Genomic DNA, 25,480 nt, shown 5'->3' with positions numbered 1-25,480 from the left:
ACTTAAATAAAAAAGTTCCCAACGGCATCACGCCGTCAGAAACCATTTTCTTTATCTATGTGATCTATCTTTGCCTTACCCTAAAACCTAACCCCAAGCTCTTTTCTTTAAGAATCTTTTTTGAGCGAGCATGCTAAGCGGAGGGAGAAATTCAGGTCAAGACGCCTTTGAACGCGGAAAGCTACTTCTCGAATCTTCATCCATGTTTCCGAGTGAGACAGCGTCTTGACCGAATTTCTCCCGCAGCGCCTCAGCACGCCCAGCCAAACAAGACATTCTTAATGAAAAAGCCCCGGACGAATCATCGTCCATATGAATTCAGCTTCCTCCGGCGATCTTGGCGTCATCACCGCGGATTGCGGATAAGGCTCGGCTTCAGGCCGATTGCGAACCCGCTTTTCTACATAAGGATTAGCTTCGACTGCCGTTTGATAAAGTTCCTCGGCAGCTTTTTCCAAGCGATCCTGTCGATAATGAATCGCCCAGTCGAACCAGCGATAGATCGCATTGTCCCCGGCACCCTCGGCATAATGGGCCAACAATCCTTGGGCAGCTTGAAGATCGCCTCGGGCAATTAATGCGGATAACGCAGGGTAGCGTGCTCCCTGATGATCGGCAGGGTTCAAGCGAAGCAGCCGGTAGAACCGTTCAAACGCTTCATTCCATCGGGCTTGCTCCCAATCTTCCAGAGCTGCTTGCATCAAAGCGCGCAAATAAGGGCGGTTGGGAATATGCAGCCAGACCGGTTGGATATCCGCCTCGAACGATTGAAGAGCCGATTGCTCCGCGTGTTGCAGCAGAACTTGGCGTTCAACAACATCGGTCTCGAATCCGGCAGCCAACAGCAACGCATCTGCATTATCGGGGTCCAGTTGACGAGCCTCGGACATTTTTTTAAAACGTAATTCAGTTTCTTTTGCCAGATAAGCTTCATAGGCACGCAGCTGCGCTTCCTCGCCGGCCGTGGCAGGAGAGTAGGGAATTCCCGAGAAGTAGTCCATCTGACGGCGCAGCGCAGCTTCGCCTTGAATGTCCAAATCCTTAATGTGCATGTAGAGTCGCCATTGGCGGAACTCGTCGAGCATCGGATCGGTTCCGACCCGGAAACCGATGATTTCTTCTTCTTCGCGGTAAGCCGAAGTTTTTTGCTCGAAATTCGCCATTTCTTGTGCCAAACGTACGGTTTCTTCAGGGTTTGCGCCGAATTTTTCCGTCAGCCGTTCTGCATCCCAGTCATTCGTCAGCCAGTCTTGATCCAGGGCAAAACGAATCGCCGCTGCCGCCGCTGTACCGGCATCCGGTTTGTGGCGTTTGCGTTTCAGGAATCGAAAGGTGGTATCCATCAGACGATCATGCTTCACGTCGTGTCGGATCAGGAATGCGTCCAGCCTGCGAATCGCTTCCGTTATCGATTCGTGCAGCTCTTCTTCGGAAGAAGACGAATCGTTTGACGCTATCGCTTCGCCGAAGGCTTCGTACACCGAAGCGATATTCGAACGGTAAAAGGTCTTAAGATCAAGAGCCTTCGGGTCGCGCCTTAGTTGCTCCAAACGCAGCACCGCATCATCGTCAGGTTCTTCGACCAACACAAGACTGTTCAACGCAACTTTCGGAGCTTCAAGACCGGCCCCCGGAAGCCAAAAACCGAGGACGATTGTACCGGCGGCAGGACGGAAGGAATCATCTGTACGCAACTTAAGGGCTTCACCGCTCAATACTTCCACGGCGCGAACGCTCATACTTGTGGTCGTTCCTGCTGACATCGAGTCTTGTCCCAGAACACGCAGCACCGCGAATTGCGGATCGACCCAGCTTTTTAAAGCATCGGCAATTGCCGCATGGGCGGGATCTGCCGATTGCTCGCGTACAAACGCATTCCAGATGTCTACAGCTTCGCTGAAGAAAAACGTATCCCCGACGACCGCGTCCGTTTTTTCCGCACCATAAGCGGCTTTAAGACGAGGGGCCAATTCATTTTTCCAAGCCGATAATGCCTTCTGCTCGGACGGGCGGGGATGAGCCGTGAAGAATTGCCGGAGTACCGATTCCAGCGCCGCTTGCCGGGTTGCCAGGCTGCGAGAAACTTCGTCGCGCTGCGCGCAGCATTTCTTATATTTGAATCCGCTGCCGCACGGACAGGGATCATTTCGTCCTACGGAAACGACAGGAGAGAGCAGATTCATTTCGAGCGCTCCTCGAACAATAGCCGTTCTTCTTCACGACTGTGAATCGCATTTACCGTAATCAATGAGTAGAACAAACGCATCATTTCTGGAGTCGGGCCGCTCTTGGGCAGCTGGGTCACAAGATCCGCGACGATCATGCGCAAAATATCGTGATCGCGCGTCAGTTTTACAACAGCCAGTTTCAGATCGGGATCTTCTCCGGCCATTTCTTCATAAAACCCTTCTTCTTCCGCATCCGCATGGCTGAGCACCCGCGTCACCCAATAACCGAGCAGCTGATCCGCAGCTTGACGCGCATTTTCTATACCTTCTGTCTGAATCAGTTCTTCCAGTTCTTCCGTTTTATCAATCGCGCCGCTTAGTGCTCCTTCATGAATCGCATGATGGGCATGGTGTTGGCGTAGTGAGGGTCCTCCCATATTTAGCTCCACCTTTCCGAATTCTTTTAGCGTGGTCAACGCACTTGTTTCAACGCGTCCAGTATAGCATGCACGGACGCGTGCGGCGGTTCGGTTAGGCATTTCCCGGAGCGAAAAAGGGAAGTCCCTGATTGGTCGCCTTCGGTAACGTTTTATACAATAAACCCGTAAGGAGGGGAATGTTATCAACCGCTATATTCCGAATCAGCACGGCGCATGGGCCATGCTGATGCTTCCGTTTTTGCTTGGAATGTCCGTTGCCGGAGCCACATTGTTGCATCTTCCGTTGTTTCTGTGTTGGCTGTCTATGTATTTGTTTAGCTTTCCCGTGCTTCAATGGATCAAAACAGGGAAAAAGGATCGTTACCTGAAGCCGTCGCTAGTGTACGGTCTGATCTTGATTCCGCTTACGATCATTGTTGTGCTATCCGAACCCAAGTTGATTGGCTATGGCGTACTGTTGCTGGTGACCTTCGCGATCCCCGCCTATTATGCCAAATCCAAAAATGAACGCGCGCTGCTCAATGATATCGTGGCGATCCTGTTGTTTTGCTCCTTCATTTACCCAGTCGTGTACGTGTCGGCGGGCCATGAAGCAGATTGGACGAAGACCACGCTGCTGTTCATGATGCTGGGTCTGTATTTCATCGGTACCGCGCTGTATGTCAAGACGATTATTCGCGAGAAAAAGAACCCTCGTTATTACCGTCTGTCGATCGCTTACCACTCGCTGTTGATTCCTTTTGCAGCCTGGTTAAGCCTTCCGCTTGCGATTCCGTTTGCGATTCTGCTGGCGCGCGCGATCGTGCTGCCCAAGCAGAAGCTGAAGGTCAAACAAACGGGAATCGCCGAACTTGTTTTTGCCGTGATGTTGTACGTTTCCGTATTGATCGTCTATCTGTAAAGGAGTCTTGCCCCATGAATATGCCGGCCCCGCGCGATTATGCCGTCGATCCTTTTATCGTCATCTGGGAAGTGACCCGCGCCTGCGCGCTTAAATGTCTGCACTGCCGGGCGGAAGCTCAATACCGGGCCGATCCCAATCAACTCTCGCATGAAGAAGGCCGCGCGCTGATTGATCGAATCGCGCTAATGAATAACCCGTTATTGGTGTTCACGGGCGGTGATCCGCTGATGCGTCCCGATCTGTTCGAGCTTGCCCGCTACGCGATTGAAGAAAAGGGATTGTCCGTGTCCATGACTCCCAGCGCCACGCCGCGCGTGACCCGGAGTGCTGTCGAAAAAGCGAAAGAAGTCGGACTCTCGCGTTGGGCGTTCAGTCTTGACGGTTCTTGTACCGAAATTCACGATCACTTTCGCGGAACGGTAGGGTCTTTCGATACAACCATGCGCGGCATCGGCTATTTGCAGGAGCTGGGGATTCCGATTCAGGTCAACACGACGGTGTCCCGTTACAATTTGCATGACTTGGAGGCCATTTCGGAAAAGGTCAAAGAGATGGGCGTCGTGCTTTGGAGTCTTTTTTTCCTGATTCCAACCGGTCGTGCCGCGCAAAAAGATATGATCAGCGCCGAAGAACACGAAGAAGTGATGGAATGGTTGTATGAGGTGGGACAGCGGATGCCGTACGGCGTCAAAGCCACCGAAGCGCCGCATTACCGCCGAGTGGCCGTGCAGCTATCCGCGAAGCGTACGAAGGCGGATTCAACCACGGATACCTCGATCGGAGCTATGGATTCATCGTTCGGGAACCCTTTTTCGATGCGTGCCGCTCATGCGGTGCCGGCGTCGAAAGGCGGATTCAAACGTGCCGACGTGCTCGGACGCGCTCCCAAAGGAGTGAATGACGGCGACGGCTTCCTTTTTATCAGCCATATCGGAGACGTCTATCCAAGCGGATTCCTGCCCGTAAAATGCGGAAATGTCCGGGAAGAGGCGCTGGAGGACATTTACCGCAACTCTGCCGTTATGCGAAGCCTGCGCGACAAGAATCGATTAAAGGGCAAATGCGGCGCATGCGAATTCAAGCAATTATGCGGCGGCTCGCGTGCTCGCGCGTTTGCCGTCACGGGTGATTTTTTGGAAAGCGATCCGAGTTGCACGTATATTCCGGTAACGTTGAGAGGAGAACTACAATCATGACAGCAACGAATCAGACAACGGCGACACGTTCAACTCCGCGGCGAATCCTGGTGCTCGGAGGCGGGATCAGTGGGCTGGCTTCTGCTTTCTACTTATCCAAACAAGCCAAGGAGCAAGGGATTTCGCTTGAAATCACGTTAGTCGAGGAGAGTGAACAGCTCGGCGGTCGACTGCGTACGGAAAATCGGGACGGCTGCTTGATCGAAAAAGGCCCGGATTCGTTTATCGCACGCAAAACGGCTATCCTGGACTTAACCGCAGAGCTGGGTCTGACAGGCGAACTCGTTCCGACCAATCCGGATGCGAAAACCAGCTACATCCTGCACAAAGGGAAAATGCATCCGATGCCGATGGGTTTCATTCTGGGGATCCCGACCAAGCTGTCTCCGTTCATCCGAACCGGATTAATCTCGCCGATGGGCAAACTGCGCGCCGCGCTTGATCTCGTCTTGCCCAAGAAGCAGGAGGAAGGGGATGAAGCGCTGGGCGATTTTATCGAGCGGCGTCTGGGAAAAGAAGTGCTCGAACGGATCACCGAGCCGCTTCTGGCCGGGATTTACGCCGGAGATACGCGCTCGCTCAGCCTGAACGCGACCTTTCCTCAGTTCAAAGCGATGGAAGAGAGAGAAGGCAGTCTGATCAAAGGCATGGCGCGCGGCGGCGGACGTCCGAAAGGAAATCCGGCTAAAGGTTCGAAGTCGAATCAAACTCCGTCCGGTAATGGAAGTCCATCTTCGATCCCCGGCAAAACAGGACGCGCACCCGCTCTTTCCGGCAAGCTGTCCAAAAGCATGTTTTTATCCTATCAAGGCGGATTGTCGGCATTGGTGGCACGTCTGGAACAGTATCTGCGCGACTCGGGAGTTCAGGTCATTACAGGAGATCGGGCTGTTTCTTTCATTAAAAAGGACATTCATCGCTATGAAGTTACTCTGGAGGGCGGTCAATGCTTAAAAGCTGACGGCGTGATCTGCGCTTTGCCGGCATTTGAAGCTGCACGATTATTGAACAAAGAGGTACCTACTGCGCAGCGGTTACGGGAAATTGACTATGTATCGGTGGCGAATATCGCATTGGCGTACCGAACTTCGGATCTGAATATCTCGTTCGAGCGCTCCGGCTTCCTGGTTCCGAGAAAAGAAGGCCGGCTGATTACAGCGTGTACCTGGTCGTCAACCAAATGGCAGCATGTAGCACCCGAGGGACAAACGTTGCTGCGAACCTACATCGGACGTTCCGGCGCGCAGCAATGGACAAATATGGAGGATCGCGAGTTGATCGAAGCGGCGAAGCGCGATCTGCGCGAGCTGACGGGGCTGAATACCGTACCGCAATGGGCCGAGGTCAGCCGCTGTCTATCCGCAATGCCTCAGTATCCGGTGGGACATGTGGAGATGATGAACGAAGTTCGTTCTGATGTGGAAAAATCGCTTCCGGGCGTGCTGCTTTGCGGTGCAGGCTATAACGGCGTAGGTATTCCCGACTGCGTGGCAGGGGGGAGAGATGCGGCAGTGAGTCTGCTTGAAGGACTTCCTGCGCTTATGCGCGAACCAGAAAAATGCGAATCGGCTTCTTGATCGCGACATCGAAAAGGCTACCCTAACTCCCTTAAGCAGGGGATAAGGAGATTGCCTTTTTTTCACGTATAGGATTAACGAAAACCGTTCGATGTTCGCCAAGTCTCAACAAATCCTTGTTTGATAAAAGGGGGTTTCCCGAATCGCTTTTTCAATTGTCCGGGCGTAGACTGAACAAGCAAGTTTGTGTATTGTAAATTTTAACGAATAGAAAAGAGGAGCACGAATCATGATCAAAAGAAAACTAAATATCTTCCTGTTGCCCATGCTTGCGTTGCTGCTGATTTTGGCAGCTTGCGGGGCCAAGCCTGCCGAGCCAACCGCAACTCAGGGCGCCAGTCAACAAACAGACAGTACCACTGAAGCAAACGGCAATGATACCGTCGCTCCGACAACCGAATCGGTTACGCTGACGATCTCGGCTGCGGCCAGTTTGACGGATGCTTTGAATGATATCCAAAAAACATACGAAGCTGCCAATTCTAACGTGAAGCTGGAGTTCAACTTCGGTGCTTCGGGTGCTCTTCAACAGCAAATCGAACAAGGCGCACCGGCTGATTTGTTCTTGTCCGCGTCAACCAAAAACATGCAGGCGCTGCTGGACGGAGGCTTGATCGAAGACGAGCAAGAAAAGAACTGGTTGACCAATACGCTCGTTGTCGTCGTACCGAAAGATGCGCAAACCGCTATAACGAAGATCGAGGATCTGACTGGCGATAGCGTCAAGCATGTTGCGATCGGTATTCCGGACAGCGTTCCTGCTGGCAAGTATGCGCAAGAAGCGCTGACCAACGCCGGGCTATGGGATTCGCTGCAAGATAAAATGGTGCAAGGCAAAGACGTGCGCCAAGTGCTTCAATATACAGAGACAGGCAATGCAGATGCAGGCTTCGTCTACAAAACGGATGCGCTAACTTCAGATCAAGTCAAAGTGGCCTTCGATGTTGAAGCAAGCAGCTACTCGCCAATCAATTATCCAATCGGTATCGTCAAATCAACGGAGCACCAAGAAGCGGCGCAAGCTTTCTATGACTACCTGCAAACGCCGGAAGCACTGGATGTTCTGACTGGCTACGGCTTCTCCGTCGCACAATGATGACTTTAGCGGACATCGGCTGGAGCGAATATTGGTCGCCGATCCGCCTTTCGCTCCAAGTCGCGCTGCTGGCGAGCGTTATCGCCATATTACTTGGAACCGCAGTCGCCTGGTGCATGTCTCGTCGCGAGACTTTTCGAGGCAAAACGGTGCTGGAGACAGTCTTTATGCTTCCGCTCGTGCTGCCGCCGACTGTGGTCGGTTTCCTGCTGCTGATCCTGCTCGGGCGTCGGGGATGGTTGGGCGGATTGATCGAAAAAATCTTCCATTCAACCGTGATCTTCTCTTGGCAGGCCGCCGTCATTGCAGCGGTAGTCGTCGCTTTCCCACTGGTCTATCGCACGACCGTAACCGGATTCGAAGCCGTCGACCGCGACCTCGAAGACGCCGGCCGCTCCATCGGGGCTAACGAATGGCAAGTCTTCCGGCATATCACGCTGCCGTTAATCGCGCCTTCTCTAAAAACCGCCTACGTCCTGGGCTTCGCCCGAAGCCTAGGCGAGTTCGGTGCCACGCTTATGATCGCCGGCAACATCCCGGGCCGAACCCAGACTGTTCCGACCGCGATCTACGTAGCCGTCGACTCCGGCCATCTGTCCCTGGCCTGGGCCTGGACCATCGCGATCGTCGCCGTTTCATTCGTCCTGCTTCTTCTTACGGGACGCCGATCTTCTTGAAAAAACGTCCCGAAGCCCATCTTAAAGGCTTCGGGACGTTTTTTTATTTTCTATTCAATTCAACAAACGTATCCTTTCCTTTTCTGCCCTTTCCAAGCTGATGTATGATGATCCACAGTCCCGCGCAATCTCCGCATCCTCCGACGTTCCAAACTTCCTCTTACAGTTCAAGAATGTCTTCCGTAAAATAAATGCGAATATCCATTTAATTTCTTCATTTTCGGCTTAATCAAGCCAATACATACATATATCCATTTATTTCATCGTATTTTCTGTTTTCCACTTTATTATTCTCTAAATAACTGTATAATCGTATCTATTTCTTCTCCTGCACGTATCTGCTGAAAATAACTGTATATCCGCATTTATTTCTTTGCCATTCTCTCAAGCACTCCTTTTGAGCGCACTTTAAGAAACCAGAGCTTTTTCTTTTTACTCTCTTCCCCCAAAATGAGACCTTGCCAACGTCGTCGAATTGCCTTGAAGTCCTTCACGGACGAGCGAGAGCGGAGGGAGAAATTCAGTGAAATACAGGTTTTCGAAGAAAACCTGCGGTAACATTCAGCAATATGTTGGCCTTTGAAAGCGGAAAGCCGAAGGCTTTCTGCTTGAGACAGCGGCTCGAACGAATTTCTCCCGCAGTGCCCCGCAGCGCCCCCGCGAGCTCCCGCGAACAGGACTTTAAGGTAAATTCCCCGACGTTAGATCAAAGGTCGAATTTTTCTCCCTTTGATCTAACGTTTCCCGCCTGAAGTCTAACGTTTCTAATCTATTCAAATGTAAGCGGTTTCTTATATCCTGAATACAGCACATCAAATCCACTACACGGGGGACGGGGTGAACATGAAAAAAGAAAAACAAAAGCGCCCGCGTTGGCGCAAGCAGGATACCGAACTCACCTTACTCGCACTGCCCACCACAATCTGGTACATACTTTTCTGCTTCCTGCCCATGTTCGGAGTCATCATCGCATTCAAAGATTTTAAAATCTCCGGCGGCTTTTTGAGCAACGTATTCAACAGCCCATGGTCGGGATGGAAAAACTTCGAGTTCCTGTTCAAGTCCAACGACGCGTGGATCACCATCCGCAATACGTTGGGCTATAACATCATTTTCATCCTGCTCGGCATTCTGATTCCGGTCACGCTGGCGCTGATGATCGGACGCCTGCACAACAGCAGAGCGGGCAAAGTATATCAAACGATGATGTTTTTGCCGTATTTCCTGTCTTGGGTCGTCGTTTCTGCCGTCATTTGGGCTTTCCTGAGCTTCGATAAAGGGATCGCGAACCAAGCGCTGAACGGAATGGGTGCAGAATCGGTGAACTGGTACATGGAACCCCAGTATTGGCCGTATTTCCTGATTTTCATGAACGTTTGGAAAGGGATCGGTTACGGCATGGTCGTGTATCTGGCAACCATCACCGGCATTGACAGCACTTATTACGAAGCAGCCGTGATTGACGGGGCTTCGATCTGGCAGCAGACGAAGTACATCACGCTGCCGATGATGAAACTGGTCATCGTCATGATGTTCATTTTGGCGGTCGGGCGTATTTTCTACACGGACTTCGGTTTATTCTACCAGGTTCCGCGAGACTCCAATTCCTTGTTCAATGTCACCACGACCCTGGACGTATTGGTGTACAAGCAGCTGAAAACGGCGACCGTAGGCATGGCGTCGGCAGCGGCTTTCGTCCAATCGGTCATGGGCTGTATCACGATTTTGTTTGCCAACTGGATCGTTCGCCGTATCGATTCGGAAAGCGCAATGATGTAAAGGAGGCGAGTCTATGGCAGCGAAAAGTGAAGCGACGAGCGGACTCGACCGATACAACCGGATTGGAAAAGGGATGAATATCCTGTTCCATCTGGTGTTTATCCTCCTTGCGCTCGTGTGCGTCGTACCGATTCTGGTTATTGTATCGATTTCATTTTCCAGCGAAGATTCGATCCGGCAGACGGGTTACCATATGTTTCCGACCGTTTTCTCGGTGGAGGCGTACGGATTTATCATTCAGCAGGGGACGGTCATTTTACGGGCGTTCGGCGTATCGGTATTGGTGACCGTCATCGGAACCGTGATCGGCGTGCTGCTGACCGCTTCGATGGGATACGTGCTGGCACAACCGAACTACAAGCTCAAAAGCTTCCTCACCTGGGTTGTGTTCATTCCGATGGTCTTCAATGGCGGCCTGGTGTCCAGCTACTATATCAACGCCAACCTGCTTGGGTTAAAAGACACGATCTGGGCGCTGATTCTACCGCTTGCGGTATCTTCGTTCAACGTCATTATTTGCAAAACGTTTTTCCGCAGTACGATTCCCGACGGGATTGTTGAATCGGCGGAGATCGACGGAGCGAGTCAGTTACGTATTTTCTTCTCCATTATCATGCCAATCTCGCTTCCGGTACTGGCGACAATCGGGTTGTTCCTTTGCTTCGGGTATTGGAACGACTGGTTCCAGTCCATGCTGTACATCAACGATCAGGATCTGTACTCGCTGCAAGCGCTGCTGAACAATCTGATGAGCAACGTGGACGCCTTGGCGAGAAACGCTTCCAGCATGGGAGTCAGCTATGCGACACTGGTCGCAAACATGCCGAAAGAAACCGCGCGTATGGCCGTGGCGATTCTCATCGTCGTGCCCGTGGCGTTCGCTTACCCCTTCTTCCAGCGTTACTTTATCGCCGGATTGACAGTGGGTTCGATCAAAGGGTGATCCCGGCATCGCGCAATAAGGCGTTATCGGTCATCGAACCATATAAGCAAGCCTACCAAACACGAAAGAGGGGGTAAGGTTTATGAAAAAAAGAGGCAAATTCTTTTCCATGTTCTGCACGGTCATGCTGCTGATGTCTGTGCTAGCCGCATGCAGCGGAGGAGGTTCCGGCACCAGCGGCACGACGGATTCTTCGGGGCAAACGGATAGCGGCTCCGCAGATTCGGGTGAAGTGCCGACATTGGTCTGGTGGACGATCGGCGGTCAGGTTCCGAGCAACTTCGACAAAGCCCTCGCTGCCATGAATGAGTACACAGCGGAAAAAATCGGCGTCAAGATCGATATCCGCGTCGCAAGCTGGGCCGATTGGGACACCAAGATCAATACGATCGTGAACACCGGAGAACCATTCGATATCATGTTCACCAACAGCGGCAAATACAACCAGCAAGTCTCGATGGGCGCTTTCGCAGACCTGACCGACCTGGTGCAGAGCGAATCGCCGGAACTGTACAAATTCATCCCGGAAACGGTCTGGGACGGAGCGAAGATCGGCGGCAAAATCTATTCGGTTCCTACGTATAAAGACTCTTCGCTGACCCAGTATTGGATCTTCGACGATACTTACGTGCAGAAATACGGCATCGACCTGAACAACATCAAAACGCTCAGTGATCTCGATAAGCCGTTCCGCGACATGAAAGCCGGCGAAGGCAAAAGCTACTACCCGCTGTCTTTGACCCAAGGCGACGGATTCCCGGGCTTGTTCAACGGCTACGACGACCTCACATTGGGACTGCAACCGATCGGCGTAAAAGTCGACGATCAATCCCGTAAAGTCGTGTTTACGCTCAACCAACCGGATATTATGGAAAACCTGACGCTGCTCCACCAATGGTACCAAGACGGCATCGTCAACCCTGACGCGCCGACACGCGGCGAAGCCGAGAAGGCACGCCCGTTCTTCAGCGCCCAAGCTTTCCCTGGCGCAGAAGCCAACTATCAGATCAACGAAGGCGTCGAAAAGTACGATATGGTCCAAGTATTCGGCCCTCTCTACACCACAAGCACGATCCAAGGCTCTCTGAACGCCATTTCCGCAAACTCCAAATACAAAAACGAAGCCTTGAAGTATCTGGAATTGGTCAACACCGATCCGAAACTGCGCAACATGCTCGCGTTCGGCGAACTCGGCGTCGATTACAACAGCGTAGACGGCGAAAAAGTGATCGAACGCGTCAGCGACACCTGGCCGCTCGCCGCTTACACCCAAGGCACATTCTTCAACCTGGCCGTCACAAAAGGCGCACCGGAAGACCAATGGGAGCAAGTGCGTAAGCTGAACGAAGAAGCCACACCGTCGTCCACGCTCGGCTTCGCACTCGACATCAGCAACCTGACCACCGAAGTCGCCAACACCAAAGCCGTATGGGACAAATACAAAGCCGAACTCATCACCGGCGCTTCCGACCCGGCCGTCATCGTCCCTAAAGTCGAAGCCGAAATGAAAGCCGCCGGCATGGACACCATCGTCCAAGCCGCCCAAGAACAAATCGAAGCTTATTTTAAGTAAAAATAAGTGAAGCGTATAGGAAAAGATTTAAGTTGAGCGAAGCGAGGAGCGGAGGGAGAAATTCAGTGAAAGACGCCTTTGAACGCGTAAAACCGAAGGTTTTATGCGTGAGACAGCGGCTTGAACGAATTTCTCCCGCAGCCCTCAACCTTCCCCAACGAACAGGATTTTCCCCTCAGCGGAACCCAAACGGAATCCAATCGCCGTTCGGGTTTTTCTGCTGCACATCCTTTCCGCATCAGGTGCTACAATAACAAATATGGCAAAGGAGGCGCCTGCCTTATCCTTTTTGCAAATCAAGATTTATCGAAGCAAATTCATAGCGTATGCGATATTCGTCGTATCCATCGGAATGGCTATAGGCTTGCTGACCTGCGCCATCCTTTTTGTTCAATGGGTCGATAATGCTCGCAATCAAGCCGCAAGCACCTTTGCCGGAGTCGAGAATACGCTGCAACATAACGCCGATCGGATTGAAGCTTATATGCAGCGCGTGTACCTGAACAGCGGGCTAATGGCCGATGTACGGTATTTTTTAGGCAGCAGCGCTGAACAATACTTTTCCGCGAGACTTGAAGCCAGTCGCGTCGAACAGCCGATGATCTCTTTTCCGGATGATGTGGAGTCCTTTTTATATGGCGGAGGGCAGGGAGATATCATTCAAGTCAGCCTGCACGCCGAGGGGAAAGCCAACGTGCTTCGCTTCGACAAAAACGGAAATACCCGCTTCAAATTCCAGGTACCCGACGAAGACGAGATGTTCGGCGCTTCGATCAATCGAGGTTTTATTTATCGGGAAAGTTTGTCGGACCCCAATGAAATTTCGCGAAAGCTAGGGGAACTGCGTTTTGTGGTGGGCAGCGATCGAGTATTTGGCAGCTCTATTAATGAAGGCATTAGTCGTTCGGCGCTGATTGGAATGAACGGCGAAGTCTATCCCGACTTTTCAACCGAGGAAGGCAACAACGAACGGGTTGCGCGCGCATTGGCAGATGGACGGGCACAAGGATATCTGTCTACCGGTGGGCTTGACGGCATCTTTTTTACCACTTTTACCTCAACCAAATTCGATTACAGCTTCGTTAGTTGGGTGGATCTGGGCACGATGATTCGCGAACGATGGGGGACGCTTTTATCTGTTTTCCTGATTGTATTGCTGGCGATGATTAGCGTCTTGACGCTTATTGTCTATAATCTGCGAGACGATGCACGCTTTCTCCATCATATTATTCATTCGATCGGCCGTGTCAAAACAGCAGATTTCACTCCCGACACCCCGGCCCGATATCGACGCAATGAATACGGGATGATCGCCAGAGAGCTGGAAGATATGGTCCGACAGTTGGACAAACATATCCGAACCGAATACTTATTGAAACTCAAACAGCAGGAGACAGAAATGAAAGCGCTACAAAATCAGATTAACCCTCATTTCCTTTATAATACGCTGGAAGCGATCCGCTCCAAAGCTCTGGTGAATCGCGATATGGAGACTTCGGACGCGATTGCGACGCTTGGCGCGTTATACCGGGATATGGTGAAGCACGAAAATATCATCACGATCGACAAAGAGCTTTCCTTGCTGCGCGAGTATCTGAAAATCATGGAATTCAAATATCCGGATCGTTTCTATTATCAGTTCAATGTGGATGAGACGCTGTCGGCGCTGCCTACCGTCAAGTTCTGGATGCAGCCGCTTGCCGAGAACTTTTTTGTCCATGGATTCAATTCAAGCAATGCGTTCAATCTGCTGATGGTTAACGGTTGGGAGTCGGAGACTCATTTCAACCTGGAGATCGTGGACAACGGAAAATGGATCGCGGAAGAACGCTTGGCGCATATTCGCAGCAGCTTGTCCCGCAAAGACGACGCTCCCGTGACCAGCATTGGGCTGCATAACGTAAGCACTCGGCTGCATTTTTTCTATGGAGAAGGATTTGCGCTGCATATCGAGAATAATGAAGAAGCTGGCGTGAAAGTATCCGTGATGATTCCGAAGGGAGTTGCGATCCATGTACAAACTTCTGATTGTGGATGACGAACCGCAAATTTTGGAAGGCATGAAGCGAACGCTGGACTGGGAAAAGTACGGATTCGGCTGCATCGAGACCAGCGAGACGGCGGACGATGCGATCTCGAAAGCCGTCGCCATTTACCCGGACATCGCGATCTTCGACATCTGCATCGGCAAAGACCGCGGATATGAAGCGATCAGCAAGCTAAACGGACTCGGATTGCCGACCAAATACATCATCATGAGCGGGTACAACGAGTTCGAATACGCCAGGGAAGCGATCCGCTGCGGCGTGAAGGACTATCTGCTCAAGCCCGTCAATCGCTCTAAATTGCAAGAGGTCGTGGAAAAAATCATCGTCGAAGACCTGCACGGAACGTTGGAAGGGACGAGCGATGTTAATTTGGACCCCGTGCTGGGCGTGCGATATGATAGCTTGTCCAAACTCACGAATCATATTTTATTGACCGTTAAAACGGAATATGAGCAAAATATCACGCTGAAAATGGTCGCCGAGCAGTTCCGCATGAACGGGACGTATCTGGGGCAGATTTTTTTGAAAGAAACCAAAATCAAATTCTCGGAATATGTGATGGCCTACCGGATGCTGAAGGCGCGCGAACGGATCTTGTCGACGGACGATAAAATTGCCAGCATCGCGCATTCGGTCGGGTATTCGAATCTGGGGTATTTTTATACGCATTTTCATGCTTATTTTGATAAGTCGCCTTCGGAGATGAGGAGGTGAAAAAGTCTGCAAAATGAAGTTTTCTTTTGCAAAAGTTCGAGGTTGTCTAGAAAGTTACGTAGGCGGGGGAAACCAGCTACGTTGGCATTTCTAGACAAGGTGAACGTTCGCAAAAGAAACAACTTTTGCGAACGTTTTTTTGTGGGGAATTTGAGGGAATGGAGGCCATCGACTTTTTATGGACGATGGCTGGTATCTATATAGTACTTTACAGTACTTTTTAAGACCTTTTAGGGCGTTTTTTAATCCGTAAAATAATAGCCTGCTTCGAGGTCGGACAGAAGGTCCGGGTGCTCAGGGTGCCAGTTGAGAAGTTGTTGGGTTTGGGCGCTGGAGGCTTGGCAATTGGCGGATGCGGCGAAGTTCAGCCAGCCGAAATGAGACGCGGCTTGGTCGGCGGAGATCGAACGGACGGGGAGATTCAGATGGCGTCCGATCGCTTCGGCAATCGAAAGGAAGGGGATGCCTTCTTCGGCTACGCCGTGAAGGCGCGAACCGGCCGGGGTGGATTCGACGGCCAGGCGGAACAGGCGTGCCGCGTCCGAACGATGCACGGCGGGCCAATGGTTGGAACCGTCGCCCGTGTAAGCGGAAAAGCCTTTTTGTTGCGCGATTTGTACCAAGGCGCGAACAAATCCGTAATCATGTTCACCGTGAACGGTTGGAGAGAGTCGGACTACTGAAGAACGGATGCCTTTTTCCGCCAATGTATCGACCGCGACTTCGGCATAGCGTCCGGTTCCGGCCGCCAGGTCGTTTTCTGTATTAACGACGTCTTGCCGCATCATGAGCATTCCTGACGTCAGCACGAATGGTTTGCCGGTACCTTTTAACGCTTCGCCGATCGCTTCGGTGGCTTGGCGGTCGGCCTTTTCAGACGCTTCGCGGTCCGAAAAGTCATGAATGTACGCCAAATGAATGACGCCGTCCGACTGCTCCGCTCCGCGGCGCAAGCTGTCCAAATCTTTGAGCGAACCGCGCAAGACCTCGGCTCCCGCCGCTTTTAACGCTTCTTCGCCTTTGCCCGAACGCGCAAGTCCTACGACTTCGTGTCCGGCCTCCAACAAGTCCCGCACGACCGCGGTTCCGACAAAACCTGTTGCTCCCGTTACAAATACTTTCATAAATGACGCCTCCAGCCCGGTTGATTTGATTGCTACAAACACAGCCTAAACTATAAAGTGAACTCTATAGCAAGAGTTTATTTTTCGTGCTATGATGCGGGCATGGAAACTACATTCTCAAGCAAACAAGTCGCAGCAGAGACGGGGCTCAGCGTACATACGCTGCGCTATTACGAGCAAGAAGGACTCATCGACGGCATCCAGCGCGACGCAAACGGTTACCGTATCTACTCCGCATCCGATATCGCCTGGTTCCAGGTCATCACCTATTTTCGTAAATTGGGCTTAAGCGTACAAGAAATCAAATTGTTCAATATACCCAAAAACGGCCAAACCTCCAGCGCCACCGCAAGACGCGAATTCATGGAAACCTACCGCGAAAAAGTCGTCGAACAAATGAAAGAACTCCAAGACTCCCTCGACAAGATCGATTATAAGATTGAATTCTTCCGAAACATGGAACGCTCCGAATCCGCTGCGAAATCAAAAACGCAATCGAAGTCAGACATGCAAGCGGAACATGCAGACTTCGAGTGATCGACTCCGATTCTTGCTAAAAAGCAACATTTTAAGCCGATTAACATGAAAAACGAGTCAATTCCTGCGTATAAGCAACAATCATCGCGCTCATCTCCCCAAATCAGCCGTTTAGGCCAATAATTTCTGCTTTTTAGCAACAATCATCGCAAATAGCGAAAACCCTCATTAAATTCTTGCTTATTCGCAAGAACGAACGAAAACTTGACCTAATAGGCAAGTTGTATAACCGGTTTTGTGAAGTTTAGCATTATTAAATTGATAGAACAGCGAGCCAAGCGAAGGGAGAAATTCAGTGAAATACAGGCTTTCGAAGAAAACCTGCGGTAACATTCAGCGATATGTTGGCCTTTGAACGCGTAAAACCGAAGGTTTTATGCGTGAGACAGCGTCCTGAACGAATTTCTCCCGCAGCGCCACCTCGCACCCCCCACCTTTTCCACGCGTTTAGGGTTTTCCTCCCACGCAATAGGACATTCCCTAATGGGATGCCGACTCCCGGTCTTTCATAATGAAAGTAACCGAAAAGGAGTGTGGATCATCCGATGAAGAATCCGACGAAAAGAAAATTCGGACTCAACTTTTTCAAACCGGTCGAAAGCTATTCCGATAGTTGGTCGATCCTCGAAGAGAAAAACAGAGAATGGGAAAACGTCTACCGCCAACGTTGGTCCCACGATAAAGTCGTGCGCACGACGCACGGCGTCAACTGTACCGGATCGTGCAGTTGGAAAGTATTCGTAAAGAACGGCATCATCACTTGGGAAAACCAACAAATCGACTATCCGTCCTGCGGAGCCGACATGCCGGAGTTCGAACCGCGTGGTTGCCCGCGGGGCGCGACGTTCTCTTGGTATGAATACAGTCCGCTGCGCGTGAAATATCCATATATGCGCGGCAAGCTTTTCCGGATGTGGGAAGCAGCTCTGCGCGAGCATCAGGACCCGATCAAAGCTTGGGCCAGCATCGTCGAAAATCCGGCCAAGTCTATGGAATACAAAAAAGCTCGCGGCAAAGGCGGCCATATCCGCGTTAACTGGGACGACGCGCTTCAGCTGATCTCTGCACAGCTGATCTACACCATCCGCAAATATGGTCCGGACCGGATTGCGGGCTTCACGCCGATTCCGGCCATGTCGATGGTCAGCTACGCTTCCGGCGCACGTTTCATCTCGCTGCTCGGCGGCGAAATGCTCAGCTTCTACGATTGGTACGCCGACCTTCCGCCGGCTTCGCCGCAAATCTGGGGCGAGCAGACGGACGTGCCTGAATCGTCGGACTGGTACAACTCCAGTTATCTGATGATGTGGGGCTCGAACGTGCCGCTGACGCGTACGCCGGATGCCCACTTTATGACGGAAGTGCGATACAAAGGAACGAAAGTCGTGTCCGTCGCGCCGGACTTGGCCGAAAACGTGAAGTTCGCCGACAACTGGCTGGCCCCGCATCCGGGTACCGACGCCGCACTGGCACAGGCCATGACGCACGTCATTTTGGACGAGTTTTACCAAAAGCGCCAGGAGCCGATGTTCATTGATTACGCCAAACAATACACCGATATGCCGTTTCTGATCTTGCTTGATCCTCATGAAGACGTATGGAAAGGCGGACGCTTCCTGCGTTCGAGCGATCTGGGCGCGGCGGAAGCCGGAGAGCATGCGGATTGGAAGCCGGTCATCTACGACGAAGCCTCCGACGAGATGCTCGTACCGAACGGTACGCTCGGCCAACGTTGGGAGCAGGGCAAGAAGTGGAACCTGATTCTCGAACGCGAAGACGGAACCAAGGTCGAACCGGCTATGTCCGTGGAAAACCACGGCGGCGAATGGGTCGAGATTGCGTTCCCTTACTTCGACAATGCGGGCAACGGCACGTTCAAACGCGTCATTCCGGCTAAAAAAATCACGCTTGCCGACGGTACGGAGCGTTACGCCGCAACCGTTTACGACTTGATGATGAGCCAATACGGCGTCGCTCGGATCGAAAGTCCTCTCAACGCTTCGGGCTACGACGATGCGGAATCGTTCTACACCCCGGCTTGGCAGGAAAAAGTCACCAGCGTCAAAGCCTCCGTCGTCACGCAAATCGCTCGCGAGTTCGCGCAGAACTCGATTGACAGCGGCGGACGTTCCATGATTATCATGGGCGCGGGCATCAACCACTGGTTCAACAGCGACACGATCTACCGTTCGATCTTGAACCTCGTCGTGCTGACCGCTTCGCAAGGCGTCAACGGCGGCGGCTGGGCGCATTATGTCGGTCAGGAAAAATGCCGTCCGATCGAAGGCTGGTCGACACTGGCATTCGCCAAAGACTGGCAGGGACCTGCACGTTTGCAAAACGCGACATCGTTCTTCTACTTCGCGACCGATCAATGGCGCTATGAAGAAAGCAGCACCGAATCGTTAAAATCGCCGACCGGCGGAGACGTAACGTACAGTCACCCGGCCGATTACAACGTGCTTGCCGCTCGTCTGGGCTGGCTGCCGTCGTATCCGCAGTTTAATAAAAACAGCTTGATGTTCGCCGAAGAAGCCGCTCGCGAAGGCAAAAAGACGAACGAAGAAATCGTCAAGCACGCCGTGGATGAAGTGGTCAGCGGTAAAACGAAGTTCGCCGTCGAAGATCCGGGCGCGCCGGAAAACTTCCCGCGTTCGCTGTTCATCTGGCGTTCCAATCTGATCTCCAGCTCCGCGAAAGGTCAAGAATACTTCATGAAGCATTTGCTCGGAGCGTCCGACGCACTGCTGGCGAAGCCGAACGAAGAAGACAAGCCGGAAGAAATCGTTTGGCGCGAAGACGTGGAAGGCAAGCTGGACCTGATGGTCGCGCTCGACTTCCGCATGACGACGACTCCATTGTTTGCCGACATCGTGCTTCCGGCCGCGACCTGGTATGAAAAAACAGACTTGAGTTCAACCGATATGCACCCGTTCGTGCATCCGTTCAACCCGGCGGTTAACCCATTGTGGGAATCGCGATCGGACTGGGATATTTATCGCCGTCTGTCCGAAGTATTCTCCGATATGGCGAAAACGCATCTGCCGGGCGTCTATAAGGATTTGGTTACCGCGCCGCTCGGTCACGACTCGGTCGGCGAAATCTCGCAGCCGATGGGCTTGATCAAAGACTGGTCCAAAGGCGAGATCGAAGCCACCCCGGGCAAAACGATGCCGAACTTCAGTATCGTGGAGCGCGATTACACGCAAATTCATAATAAATACATCACGCTAGGCCCGAACCTTGCCGTCGGCAAAACCGGCGCCCATGGTGTCAGCTTCTCCGTTGCCGATGAGTATGAAGAACTCAAGCAATTGAACGGCGTACACTACGACGAAACGATCAAGGACGGCCTGCCTAAGCTGGATTCGGCACGCCATGCCGCCGATGCGATTCTGCATCTGTCGTCGGCAACGAACGGCCGCGTATCGCAAAAAGCGTACGAGTCGGCTGAACATGACCACGGCGTCGAGTTGAAAGATATTTCCGCCGACCGTGCTGCCGAACGAATTACGTTCCAAAGCATCACGGCGCAGCCGCGGGAAGTCATTCCAACACCGGTATTTAGCGGATCGAACAAGCAAGGACGTCGCTACTCGCCGTTCACGACGAATATCGAACGTCTGGTTCCGTTCCGTACGCTTACCGGCCGCCAACATTTCTATCTGGATCACGAAGTGTTCCTGCAATACGGCGAGGCGCTGCCGGTATACAAGCCAACATTGCCGCCGATGGTCTTCGGACCTCGCGACCGCGAAGTGAAAGGCGGCGTGGATACGCTGGTGCTGCGTTACCTGACGCCGCACGGCAAATGGAATATTCACTCCACGTACCAGGATAACCAGCATATGCTGACGTTGTTCCGCGGCGGTCCGACCGTCTGGATCAACAACGAAGACGCGGATGCGCACGGCATCAACGATAACGATTGGCTGGAAGTGTATAACCGGAACGGCGTCGTGACGGCGCGTGCTGTCGTCAGTCACCGGATGCCGCGCGGAACCATGTTCATGTATCACGCGCAGGACAAGCATATTCAAGTACCCGGTTCGGAAATTACCGATACGCGGGGCGGCAGCCACAATGCGCCGACGCGCATTCACTTGAAACCGACGCAGATGGTCGGCGGCTACGCGCAGCTTAGTTACGGTTTCAACTACTACGGCCCGATCGGTAACCAACGCGACGTGTACGTTGCCGTCCGCAAGATGAAGGAGGTCAATTGGCTTGAAAATTAAAGCGCAAATCGCAATGGTCATGAACCTCGACAAATGTATCGGTTGTCATACATGCAGCGTGACCTGCAAAACCACCTGGACGAACCGCAAAGGCGCGGAATACATGTGGTTCAACAACGTCGAGACCAAACCCGGCATCGGATATCCGAAGCGCTGGGAAGACCAGGAACTGTACAAAGGCGGCTGGCAGCTGCGCAAAGGCAAGTTGGAGCTGAAATCCGGAACCAAACTGTCCAAGATTGCACTGGGTAAAATCTTCTACAACCCGGACATGCCGGAAATGAAAGATTACTACGAGCCGTGGACCTACAACTATGAGGATCTGACGAACGCGAAAGATCAACAACACTCCCCGGTTGCCCGCGCGCATTCCGTCATCACCGGCGAAAAAATGGACCTCGAATGGGGCCCGAACTGGGAAGACGATCTGGCTGGCGCGCATATTACCGGCCCGCTCGATCCGAATATCCAGAAGATCGAAGAAGAGATCAAGTTCAATTTCGAAAAATCATTCATGGTGTATCTGCCGCGTCTGTGCGAACACTGTCTGAATCCGAGCTGCGTCGCATCGTGCCCGTCGGGCGCAATGTACAAGCGCGAAGAAGACGGCATCGTGCTCGTCGACCAGGAAGCTTGCCGCGGCTGGCGTTATTGCATGACGGGCTGTCCGTACAAAAAGGTCTACTTCAACTGGCAGACAAACAAAGCCGAGAAGTGCACATTCTGTTTCCCGCGCATCGAAGCGGGCCTGCCAACTGTCTGCTCGGAAACGTGTACCGGACGTATTCGTTACCTCGGCGTTCTGCTCTACGACGCGGATCGCGTGCACGAAGCGGCTTCGACGCCGGACGAAAAAGACTTGTACATGGCCCAATGTGACCTGTTCCTGAACCCAAGCGATCCGGAAATCATTGCTCAAGCACGCAAAGACGGCATCTCCGAAGACTGGATCGAAGCTGCGCAGAATTCACCGGTCTACAAACTGGCAATCGAGCACAAGCTGGCGTTCCCGCTCCATCCGGAATACCGCACGCTGCCTATGGTTTGGTACGTGCCGCCGCTTAGCCCGATCATGAACTACTTCGAAGGCAAAGACTCGATCGAGAACCCGGACATGATCTTCCCGGCCATCGACGAGATGCGGACGCCGATCCAATACCTGGCGAACATGCTCACGGCTGGCGACACGGTGACGGTCAAGGAATCGCTGCAGCGCATGGCGATGATGCGCTCCTACATGCGTGCGAAAACGACGGGCAAAGAGTTCGACGAAAGCCGTTTGGCCAGAGTCGGACTGACGGCCCGCCAAACCGAAAGCATGTACCGCCTGCTTGCGATTGCCAAATACGAAGACCGCTTCGTCGTTCCGACCTCGCACCGCGAAGGCTACGTGAATCCTTATCGGGCGCAAGGGGCAGCGGGCTTCGGCGATATGCTTGGCGCAATGGGAGCAAACACGGGCTGCGACGGTTGCGGACCTGCACAAATGATGGGCGCCGAAATGCCGGCCAAGACAGGCAAGGAAGCCTATGAAGAGAACTTCTATGGAGGGATCTGGCGTGATTGATATTGCGAAACTGTACGATTACAAGAACTCTTTCGGATTTTTCGCAAGTCAACTCATGTATCCGGAGAAGCGGGATTTTCATCCTGCTTTTCTGAAAGAGTCCTTCGCTGCGGATCATCCGGCGTATGAAGATGCGCATGCTTATTGGAATCGGATGCACGAATTGAGCCTGGACGAAATTCAGGAGCAGTATACCGAGACGTTCGATTTTCAAAAAGACTGTGCGCTGTATATGACCTATTTCAAATTCGAAGATGCCAAGGAACGCGGACAAATGCTGCTGCGGATGAAAATCCTGTACGAGATGTTCGGGTTGGAAATGCCGGAAGGCGAACTGCCGGACTATCTGCCGTTAATGTGCGAATTCCTTTATGCCGCCGAATGGATGAAGGAACGCAAGGCGCCCGAGAACTTCCGGCTGCTTTTCGCCATTTTCGAAGACGGCACGTACCACTTGGTGCAAGCTCTTGAGAAGCTGGATAGTCCGTACCGCTATCTGGTGCAAGGACTGCGCCGTACATTGAGAGCTTGCGTAGAACAGGAGACCGTGAATCCATGAACATGTTCGATCAATTCCTTTGGGTCATTTTCCCATATGCTGCCCTGATGATCTTTGTCGTCGGGCATATCTTCCGCTATCGGCACGACCAGTTCAACTGGACCGCCAAGTCGAGCGAATTTATTGAGAAAAAACAACTGATGTTCGGCAGCCTGCTGTTCCATCTGGGCATCATTCCGGTCGCGTTCGGTCATATTTCTGGACTGTTGATCCCGAAATCGTGGATGAACGCGATGGGCGTCAGCGAGCACATGTACCATATCGGGGCGGTTTATATCGGAGGGATTTTCGGCGCGATGACGCTGATCGGCATGCTGCTGCTGACGGCGCGCCGCTTCACCATCCGCAACGTGCGCCGTCTCAGCTCCGCGTCCGACCTCGTCGTCAATGTATTACTGCTGTTTATCGTCTTCATGGGCATGTACGCGACGTTGTTCACCAATGCCGTACAACCGGAATTCGATTACCGTGAGTCGATCTCGATCTGGTTCCGCGGATTGTTCATGCTTCGCCCGGACGCTTCGCTCATGCATGATGTGCCGTGGTCGTTCAAGGTCCATGCGCTTAGCGGCTTTGCGATCTTTGCCTTCTGGCCGTTCACGAGACTCGTTCATGTATGGAGCGTGCCGTTGAATTATGTGGGCAGAAGTTATATCCTTTACAGAAGACACAAATCCAATTAATCGCTTGACCGATCCGCAGTCATTGAATGAAATTCGCAGACAACCAGCGGAATGAAACATGCGGTCAAGAATCGGAGGGAGCGGGCCTGGCCCGCTTTTCTACTTTCGCTGGGAGATGCATAAATATGGGACTACACGCAGATTACCAAATGGAGTTGGATGCAATTCGGCAAGCATTCGGCTATGATTTTTTGGCATTGGCGCTCGTCGAGCCTGCTGAACAACAATATGTGATTCGCTGGAAGTATGCGACCGGCAATCTCAACGAACGTTTTCGCCGGATCGTGCTCAAATCAGGCAAAGGCATTGCGGGGATGGTGTTCAAGACAGGAAAACCAGTCTTTATTCCTTCCGTTCGTGACTATGTGGCGGCAAGCAGTTTGTTCAATTATCCGATTGTTCAGTCCGAGAAGCTTGAAAGTCTGGGTGCTGTGCCAATTTGGAACGATTCCCGCGTTTCCGGGGTATTGCTCGGAGGATTTCGCGAAGAAGATTTGATGACACCGGATTTGATGTTTGCGCTTGAACAAGCAGCACGGCACGGAATCGGCGAATTGGACGGCAAGGAGGTGGCTTCGCAATGAATTCCCCTCTGGAAGTCGGACCGATGAGCCCGTTGATGATGAAGTTATTCGAGAACAGTAAAGAAGCCATTTTCTTTTTTGATAAGTCCGGACGTGCTTTGGCCATGAACCCGGCAGCTGAGGAGATTGTTTCCGAGGATGTATTGATGAAGCTGTATGAAGGTAGCGAGAATGCGTTATGCGGGACTTGCCGCGGATACACGAGCGATACGGAGCAGATTACATGCCTCGACTGTTACTTTCAGCTTCCCGCTTCTGCCGAGCATTCGTCTTTTCAGGTCTACCTGGAGACAAAGGGCAAAGGGGTTGTCCCTTATGCGGGTTCGTTCCATACGGTAGATCCGGAAAACGGAACGCGCGTATTCATGTTGCGCGACTTGACCCCTCAGCTGCGCGTGCAAGAGAAACTCTATCAGAACAAGATGATGAAGCATGTAATCGAAGCGCAGGAGAACGAACGCAAGCGCCTTTCCCGTGAGTTGCACGATAGCGTTGCTCAGGAACTGATGAGTGCCGTCGTTGACCTTCGCGTGCTTAAATATATGACAGACGATGATACCGTGTTGAAAAAAGTGAAGCAGACCGAAGCGGCAATGACTCGTCTGCTCGATGATATTCGGCATCTGTCCGTTGAGCTTCGCCCGGCGGCGCTCGATGATTTCGGGCTGGAAGCCGCTTTCCGTTCTCATTTTAAAAGAGTAGAAGAGAATTACGGGCTGATCATTCAATTCGTATCCGGAGTTGCTCGCAAGCGGTATGATAGTGATATCGAGACCGTCATTTATCGCATCTGCCAAGAAGCGGTATTGAATGCGCTGAAGTATGCTCAAGTCGATACGGTCAGCGTGCATCTGTTCGAGCGCGACGGGATGCTTCGACTTGAAGTCGAGGACGAAGGAGCAGGCTTTGCAGAAGGCTCCGATCCGATCGGAACCGGGCTCGGCCTGTACGGGATGCGCGAACGTGCCGAATTGGCGGACGGATCGTTAAGCGTTCAATCCGAACCCGGAATCGGTACGCGAGTGCTGCTTCAAATCCCGATAGCGGAATCCAAGGAAGAGGAGTAATGACGG

At 52.4% G+C, this 25,480-nt stretch carries 20 protein-coding genes; 17 read left to right on the top strand and 3 right to left on the bottom strand.

The genetic code is table 11. The features are described from left to right. Positions 1 to 278 precede the first annotated feature (278 nt). Together SACSAC_RS16835 and SACSAC_RS16830 are read right to left on the bottom strand one after the other, a co-directional pair. The gene (locus SACSAC_RS16835) at positions 279 to 2,183 is read right to left on the bottom strand and encodes a tetratricopeptide repeat protein (RefSeq protein WP_037288483.1); all 1,905 of its coding nucleotides are present in this window, start codon (positions 2,181 to 2,183) and stop codon (positions 279 to 281) included. Further along, a complete protein-coding gene (locus tag SACSAC_RS16830; protein ID WP_037288481.1) occupies positions 2,180 to 2,605 on the bottom strand; it encodes a hemerythrin domain-containing protein in 426 nt (141 codons plus the stop codon). The genes SACSAC_RS16835 and SACSAC_RS16830 overlap by 4 nt, the downstream gene beginning before the upstream one ends. A gap of 184 nt (positions 2,606 to 2,789) precedes the next feature. Here SACSAC_RS16830 and SACSAC_RS16825 point away from each other — a divergent pair, with 184 nt between their 5' ends. From SACSAC_RS16825 to SACSAC_RS16780, 10 genes are all read left to right on the top strand, one after another. After that, a complete protein-coding gene (locus SACSAC_RS16825; protein WP_037288479.1) occupies positions 2,790 to 3,509 on the top strand; it encodes a YwiC-like family protein in 720 nt (239 codons plus the stop codon). A 14-nt stretch (positions 3,510 to 3,523) separates the two neighbouring features. Then, positions 3,524 to 4,708 carry a TIGR04053 family radical SAM/SPASM domain-containing protein gene (locus tag SACSAC_RS16820; RefSeq protein ID WP_037288477.1) on the top strand — a complete coding sequence of 395 codons (1,185 nt, stop codon included), beginning with the start codon at positions 3,524 to 3,526 and terminating at the stop codon, positions 4,706 to 4,708. Continuing rightward, a complete protein-coding gene (gene hemG, locus SACSAC_RS16815) occupies positions 4,705 to 6,285 on the top strand; it encodes a protoporphyrinogen oxidase (protein WP_051507197.1) in 1,581 nt (526 codons plus the stop codon). Before SACSAC_RS16820 ends, hemG begins: the two co-directional genes overlap by 4 nt. A 229-nt stretch (positions 6,286 to 6,514) precedes the next feature. Then, positions 6,515 to 7,381 carry a molybdate ABC transporter substrate-binding protein gene (gene modA, locus SACSAC_RS16810; RefSeq protein WP_037288474.1) on the top strand — a complete coding sequence of 289 codons (867 nt, stop codon included), beginning with the start codon at positions 6,515 to 6,517 and terminating at the stop codon, positions 7,379 to 7,381. Continuing rightward, positions 7,381 to 8,058: a molybdate ABC transporter permease subunit gene (gene modB, locus SACSAC_RS16805; protein ID WP_037293054.1), complete on the top strand. Its 678-nt coding sequence runs from the start codon at positions 7,381 to 7,383 to the stop codon at positions 8,056 to 8,058. Before modA ends, modB begins: the two co-directional genes overlap by 1 nt. A gap of 843 nt (positions 8,059 to 8,901) precedes the next feature. Continuing rightward, complete coding sequence (locus SACSAC_RS16800; protein ID WP_037288471.1) at positions 8,902 to 9,837, top strand: ABC transporter permease; 936 nt, start codon at positions 8,902 to 8,904, stop codon at positions 9,835 to 9,837. Positions 9,838 to 9,850: 13 nt separating this feature from the next. Further along, positions 9,851 to 10,780, top strand: a complete 930-nt coding sequence (locus SACSAC_RS16795) for a carbohydrate ABC transporter permease (RefSeq protein ID WP_037288470.1) — start codon at positions 9,851 to 9,853, stop codon at positions 10,778 to 10,780. Positions 10,781 to 10,862: 82 nt separating this feature from the next. Continuing rightward, positions 10,863 to 12,353: an ABC transporter substrate-binding protein gene (locus tag SACSAC_RS16790; protein WP_037288467.1), complete on the top strand. Its 1,491-nt coding sequence runs from the start codon at positions 10,863 to 10,865 to the stop codon at positions 12,351 to 12,353. 259 nt (positions 12,354 to 12,612) lie between these two features. Continuing rightward, positions 12,613 to 14,391 (top strand): sensor histidine kinase, encoded by a 1,779-nt coding sequence (locus SACSAC_RS16785; protein WP_037288464.1) that lies wholly within the window; start codon positions 12,613 to 12,615, stop codon positions 14,389 to 14,391. Continuing rightward, positions 14,366 to 15,115 carry a response regulator transcription factor gene (locus tag SACSAC_RS16780; RefSeq protein WP_037288461.1) on the top strand — a complete coding sequence of 250 codons (750 nt, stop codon included), beginning with the start codon at positions 14,366 to 14,368 and terminating at the stop codon, positions 15,113 to 15,115. Before SACSAC_RS16785 ends, SACSAC_RS16780 begins: the two co-directional genes overlap by 26 nt. Positions 15,116 to 15,357: 242 nt before the next feature. Here SACSAC_RS16780 and SACSAC_RS16775 read toward each other — a convergent pair whose 3' ends face one another. Next, positions 15,358 to 16,239 carry an SDR family oxidoreductase gene (locus tag SACSAC_RS16775; RefSeq protein ID WP_051507196.1) on the bottom strand — a complete coding sequence of 294 codons (882 nt, stop codon included), beginning with the start codon at positions 16,237 to 16,239 and terminating at the stop codon, positions 15,358 to 15,360. Between the two features lie 102 nt (positions 16,240 to 16,341). Here SACSAC_RS16775 and SACSAC_RS16770 point away from each other — a divergent pair, with 102 nt between their 5' ends. The 7 genes from SACSAC_RS16770 to SACSAC_RS16740 all read left to right on the top strand — a co-directional run bounded on the left by SACSAC_RS16770 (position 16,342) and on the right by SACSAC_RS16740 (position 25,474). Further along, complete coding sequence (locus SACSAC_RS16770; protein WP_084778142.1) at positions 16,342 to 16,776, top strand: MerR family transcriptional regulator; 435 nt, start codon at positions 16,342 to 16,344, stop codon at positions 16,774 to 16,776. Positions 16,777 to 17,321: 545 nt separating this feature from the next. After that, entirely contained in the window at positions 17,322 to 21,014 is a 3,693-nt protein-coding gene (locus SACSAC_RS16765; RefSeq protein ID WP_037288458.1) for a nitrate reductase subunit alpha, read from the top strand. After that, positions 21,004 to 22,581 (top strand): nitrate reductase subunit beta, encoded by a 1,578-nt coding sequence (gene narH / locus SACSAC_RS16760; RefSeq protein ID WP_037288456.1) that lies wholly within the window; start codon positions 21,004 to 21,006, stop codon positions 22,579 to 22,581. The genes SACSAC_RS16765 and narH overlap by 11 nt, the downstream gene beginning before the upstream one ends. Continuing rightward, positions 22,574 to 23,140 carry a nitrate reductase molybdenum cofactor assembly chaperone gene (narJ, locus tag SACSAC_RS16755; protein ID WP_037288453.1) on the top strand — a complete coding sequence of 189 codons (567 nt, stop codon included), beginning with the start codon at positions 22,574 to 22,576 and terminating at the stop codon, positions 23,138 to 23,140. The genes narH and narJ overlap by 8 nt, the downstream gene beginning before the upstream one ends. Then, a complete protein-coding gene (narI, locus tag SACSAC_RS16750) occupies positions 23,137 to 23,823 on the top strand; it encodes a respiratory nitrate reductase subunit gamma (protein WP_037288450.1) in 687 nt (228 codons plus the stop codon). The genes narJ and narI overlap by 4 nt, the downstream gene beginning before the upstream one ends. Positions 23,824 to 23,948: 125 nt before the next feature. Then, positions 23,949 to 24,407 (top strand): GAF domain-containing protein, encoded by a 459-nt coding sequence (locus tag SACSAC_RS16745; protein WP_037288447.1) that lies wholly within the window; start codon positions 23,949 to 23,951, stop codon positions 24,405 to 24,407. Further along, positions 24,404 to 25,474, top strand: a complete 1,071-nt coding sequence (locus SACSAC_RS16740; protein WP_037288444.1) for a sensor histidine kinase — start codon at positions 24,404 to 24,406, stop codon at positions 25,472 to 25,474. Before SACSAC_RS16745 ends, SACSAC_RS16740 begins: the two co-directional genes overlap by 4 nt. The last annotated feature ends 6 nt before the right edge of the window (positions 25,475 to 25,480 follow it).

The sequence above is a fragment of the Saccharibacillus sacchari DSM 19268 genome (genome assembly GCF_000585395.1).
In the GTDB taxonomy this organism is placed as follows: domain Bacteria; phylum Bacillota; class Bacilli; order Paenibacillales; family Paenibacillaceae; genus Saccharibacillus; species Saccharibacillus sacchari.
This window is presented reverse-complemented; position numbering and strand designations above follow the sequence as displayed.

Bases quoted from the DNA above. Each gene is read 5' to 3' on its own strand.
- SACSAC_RS16785 (WP_037288464.1), top strand. From the start codon at position 12,613: ATGGCAAAGGAGGCGCCTGCCTTATCCTTTTTGCAAATCAAGATTTAT.
- hemG (WP_051507197.1), top strand. From the start codon at position 4,705: ATGACAGCAACGAATCAGACAACGGCGACACGTTCAACTCCGCGGCGA.
- SACSAC_RS16800 (WP_037288471.1), top strand. From the start codon at position 8,902: ATGAAAAAAGAAAAACAAAAGCGCCCGCGTTGGCGCAAGCAGGATACC.
- SACSAC_RS16770 (WP_084778142.1), top strand. From the start codon at position 16,342: ATGGAAACTACATTCTCAAGCAAACAAGTCGCAGCAGAGACGGGGCTC.
- SACSAC_RS16835 (WP_037288483.1), bottom strand. From the start codon at position 2,183: ATGAATCTGCTCTCTCCTGTCGTTTCCGTAGGACGAAATGATCCCTGT.
- SACSAC_RS16775 (WP_051507196.1), bottom strand. From the start codon at position 16,239: ATGAAAGTATTTGTAACGGGAGCAACAGGTTTTGTCGGAACCGCGGTC.
- narI (WP_037288450.1), top strand. From the start codon at position 23,137: ATGAACATGTTCGATCAATTCCTTTGGGTCATTTTCCCATATGCTGCC.
- SACSAC_RS16790 (WP_037288467.1), top strand. From the start codon at position 10,863: ATGAAAAAAAGAGGCAAATTCTTTTCCATGTTCTGCACGGTCATGCTG.
- SACSAC_RS16780 (WP_037288461.1), top strand. From the start codon at position 14,366: ATGTACAAACTTCTGATTGTGGATGACGAACCGCAAATTTTGGAAGGC.
- SACSAC_RS16765 (WP_037288458.1), top strand. From the start codon at position 17,322: ATGAAGAATCCGACGAAAAGAAAATTCGGACTCAACTTTTTCAAACCG.
- modA (WP_037288474.1), top strand. From the start codon at position 6,515: ATGATCAAAAGAAAACTAAATATCTTCCTGTTGCCCATGCTTGCGTTG.
- modB (WP_037293054.1), top strand. From the start codon at position 7,381: ATGACTTTAGCGGACATCGGCTGGAGCGAATATTGGTCGCCGATCCGC.
- SACSAC_RS16745 (WP_037288447.1), top strand. From the start codon at position 23,949: ATGGGACTACACGCAGATTACCAAATGGAGTTGGATGCAATTCGGCAA.
- SACSAC_RS16820 (WP_037288477.1), top strand. From the start codon at position 3,524: ATGAATATGCCGGCCCCGCGCGATTATGCCGTCGATCCTTTTATCGTC.
- SACSAC_RS16795 (WP_037288470.1), top strand. From the start codon at position 9,851: ATGGCAGCGAAAAGTGAAGCGACGAGCGGACTCGACCGATACAACCGG.
- SACSAC_RS16830 (WP_037288481.1), bottom strand. From the start codon at position 2,605: ATGGGAGGACCCTCACTACGCCAACACCATGCCCATCATGCGATTCAT.
- SACSAC_RS16740 (WP_037288444.1), top strand. From the start codon at position 24,404: ATGAATTCCCCTCTGGAAGTCGGACCGATGAGCCCGTTGATGATGAAG.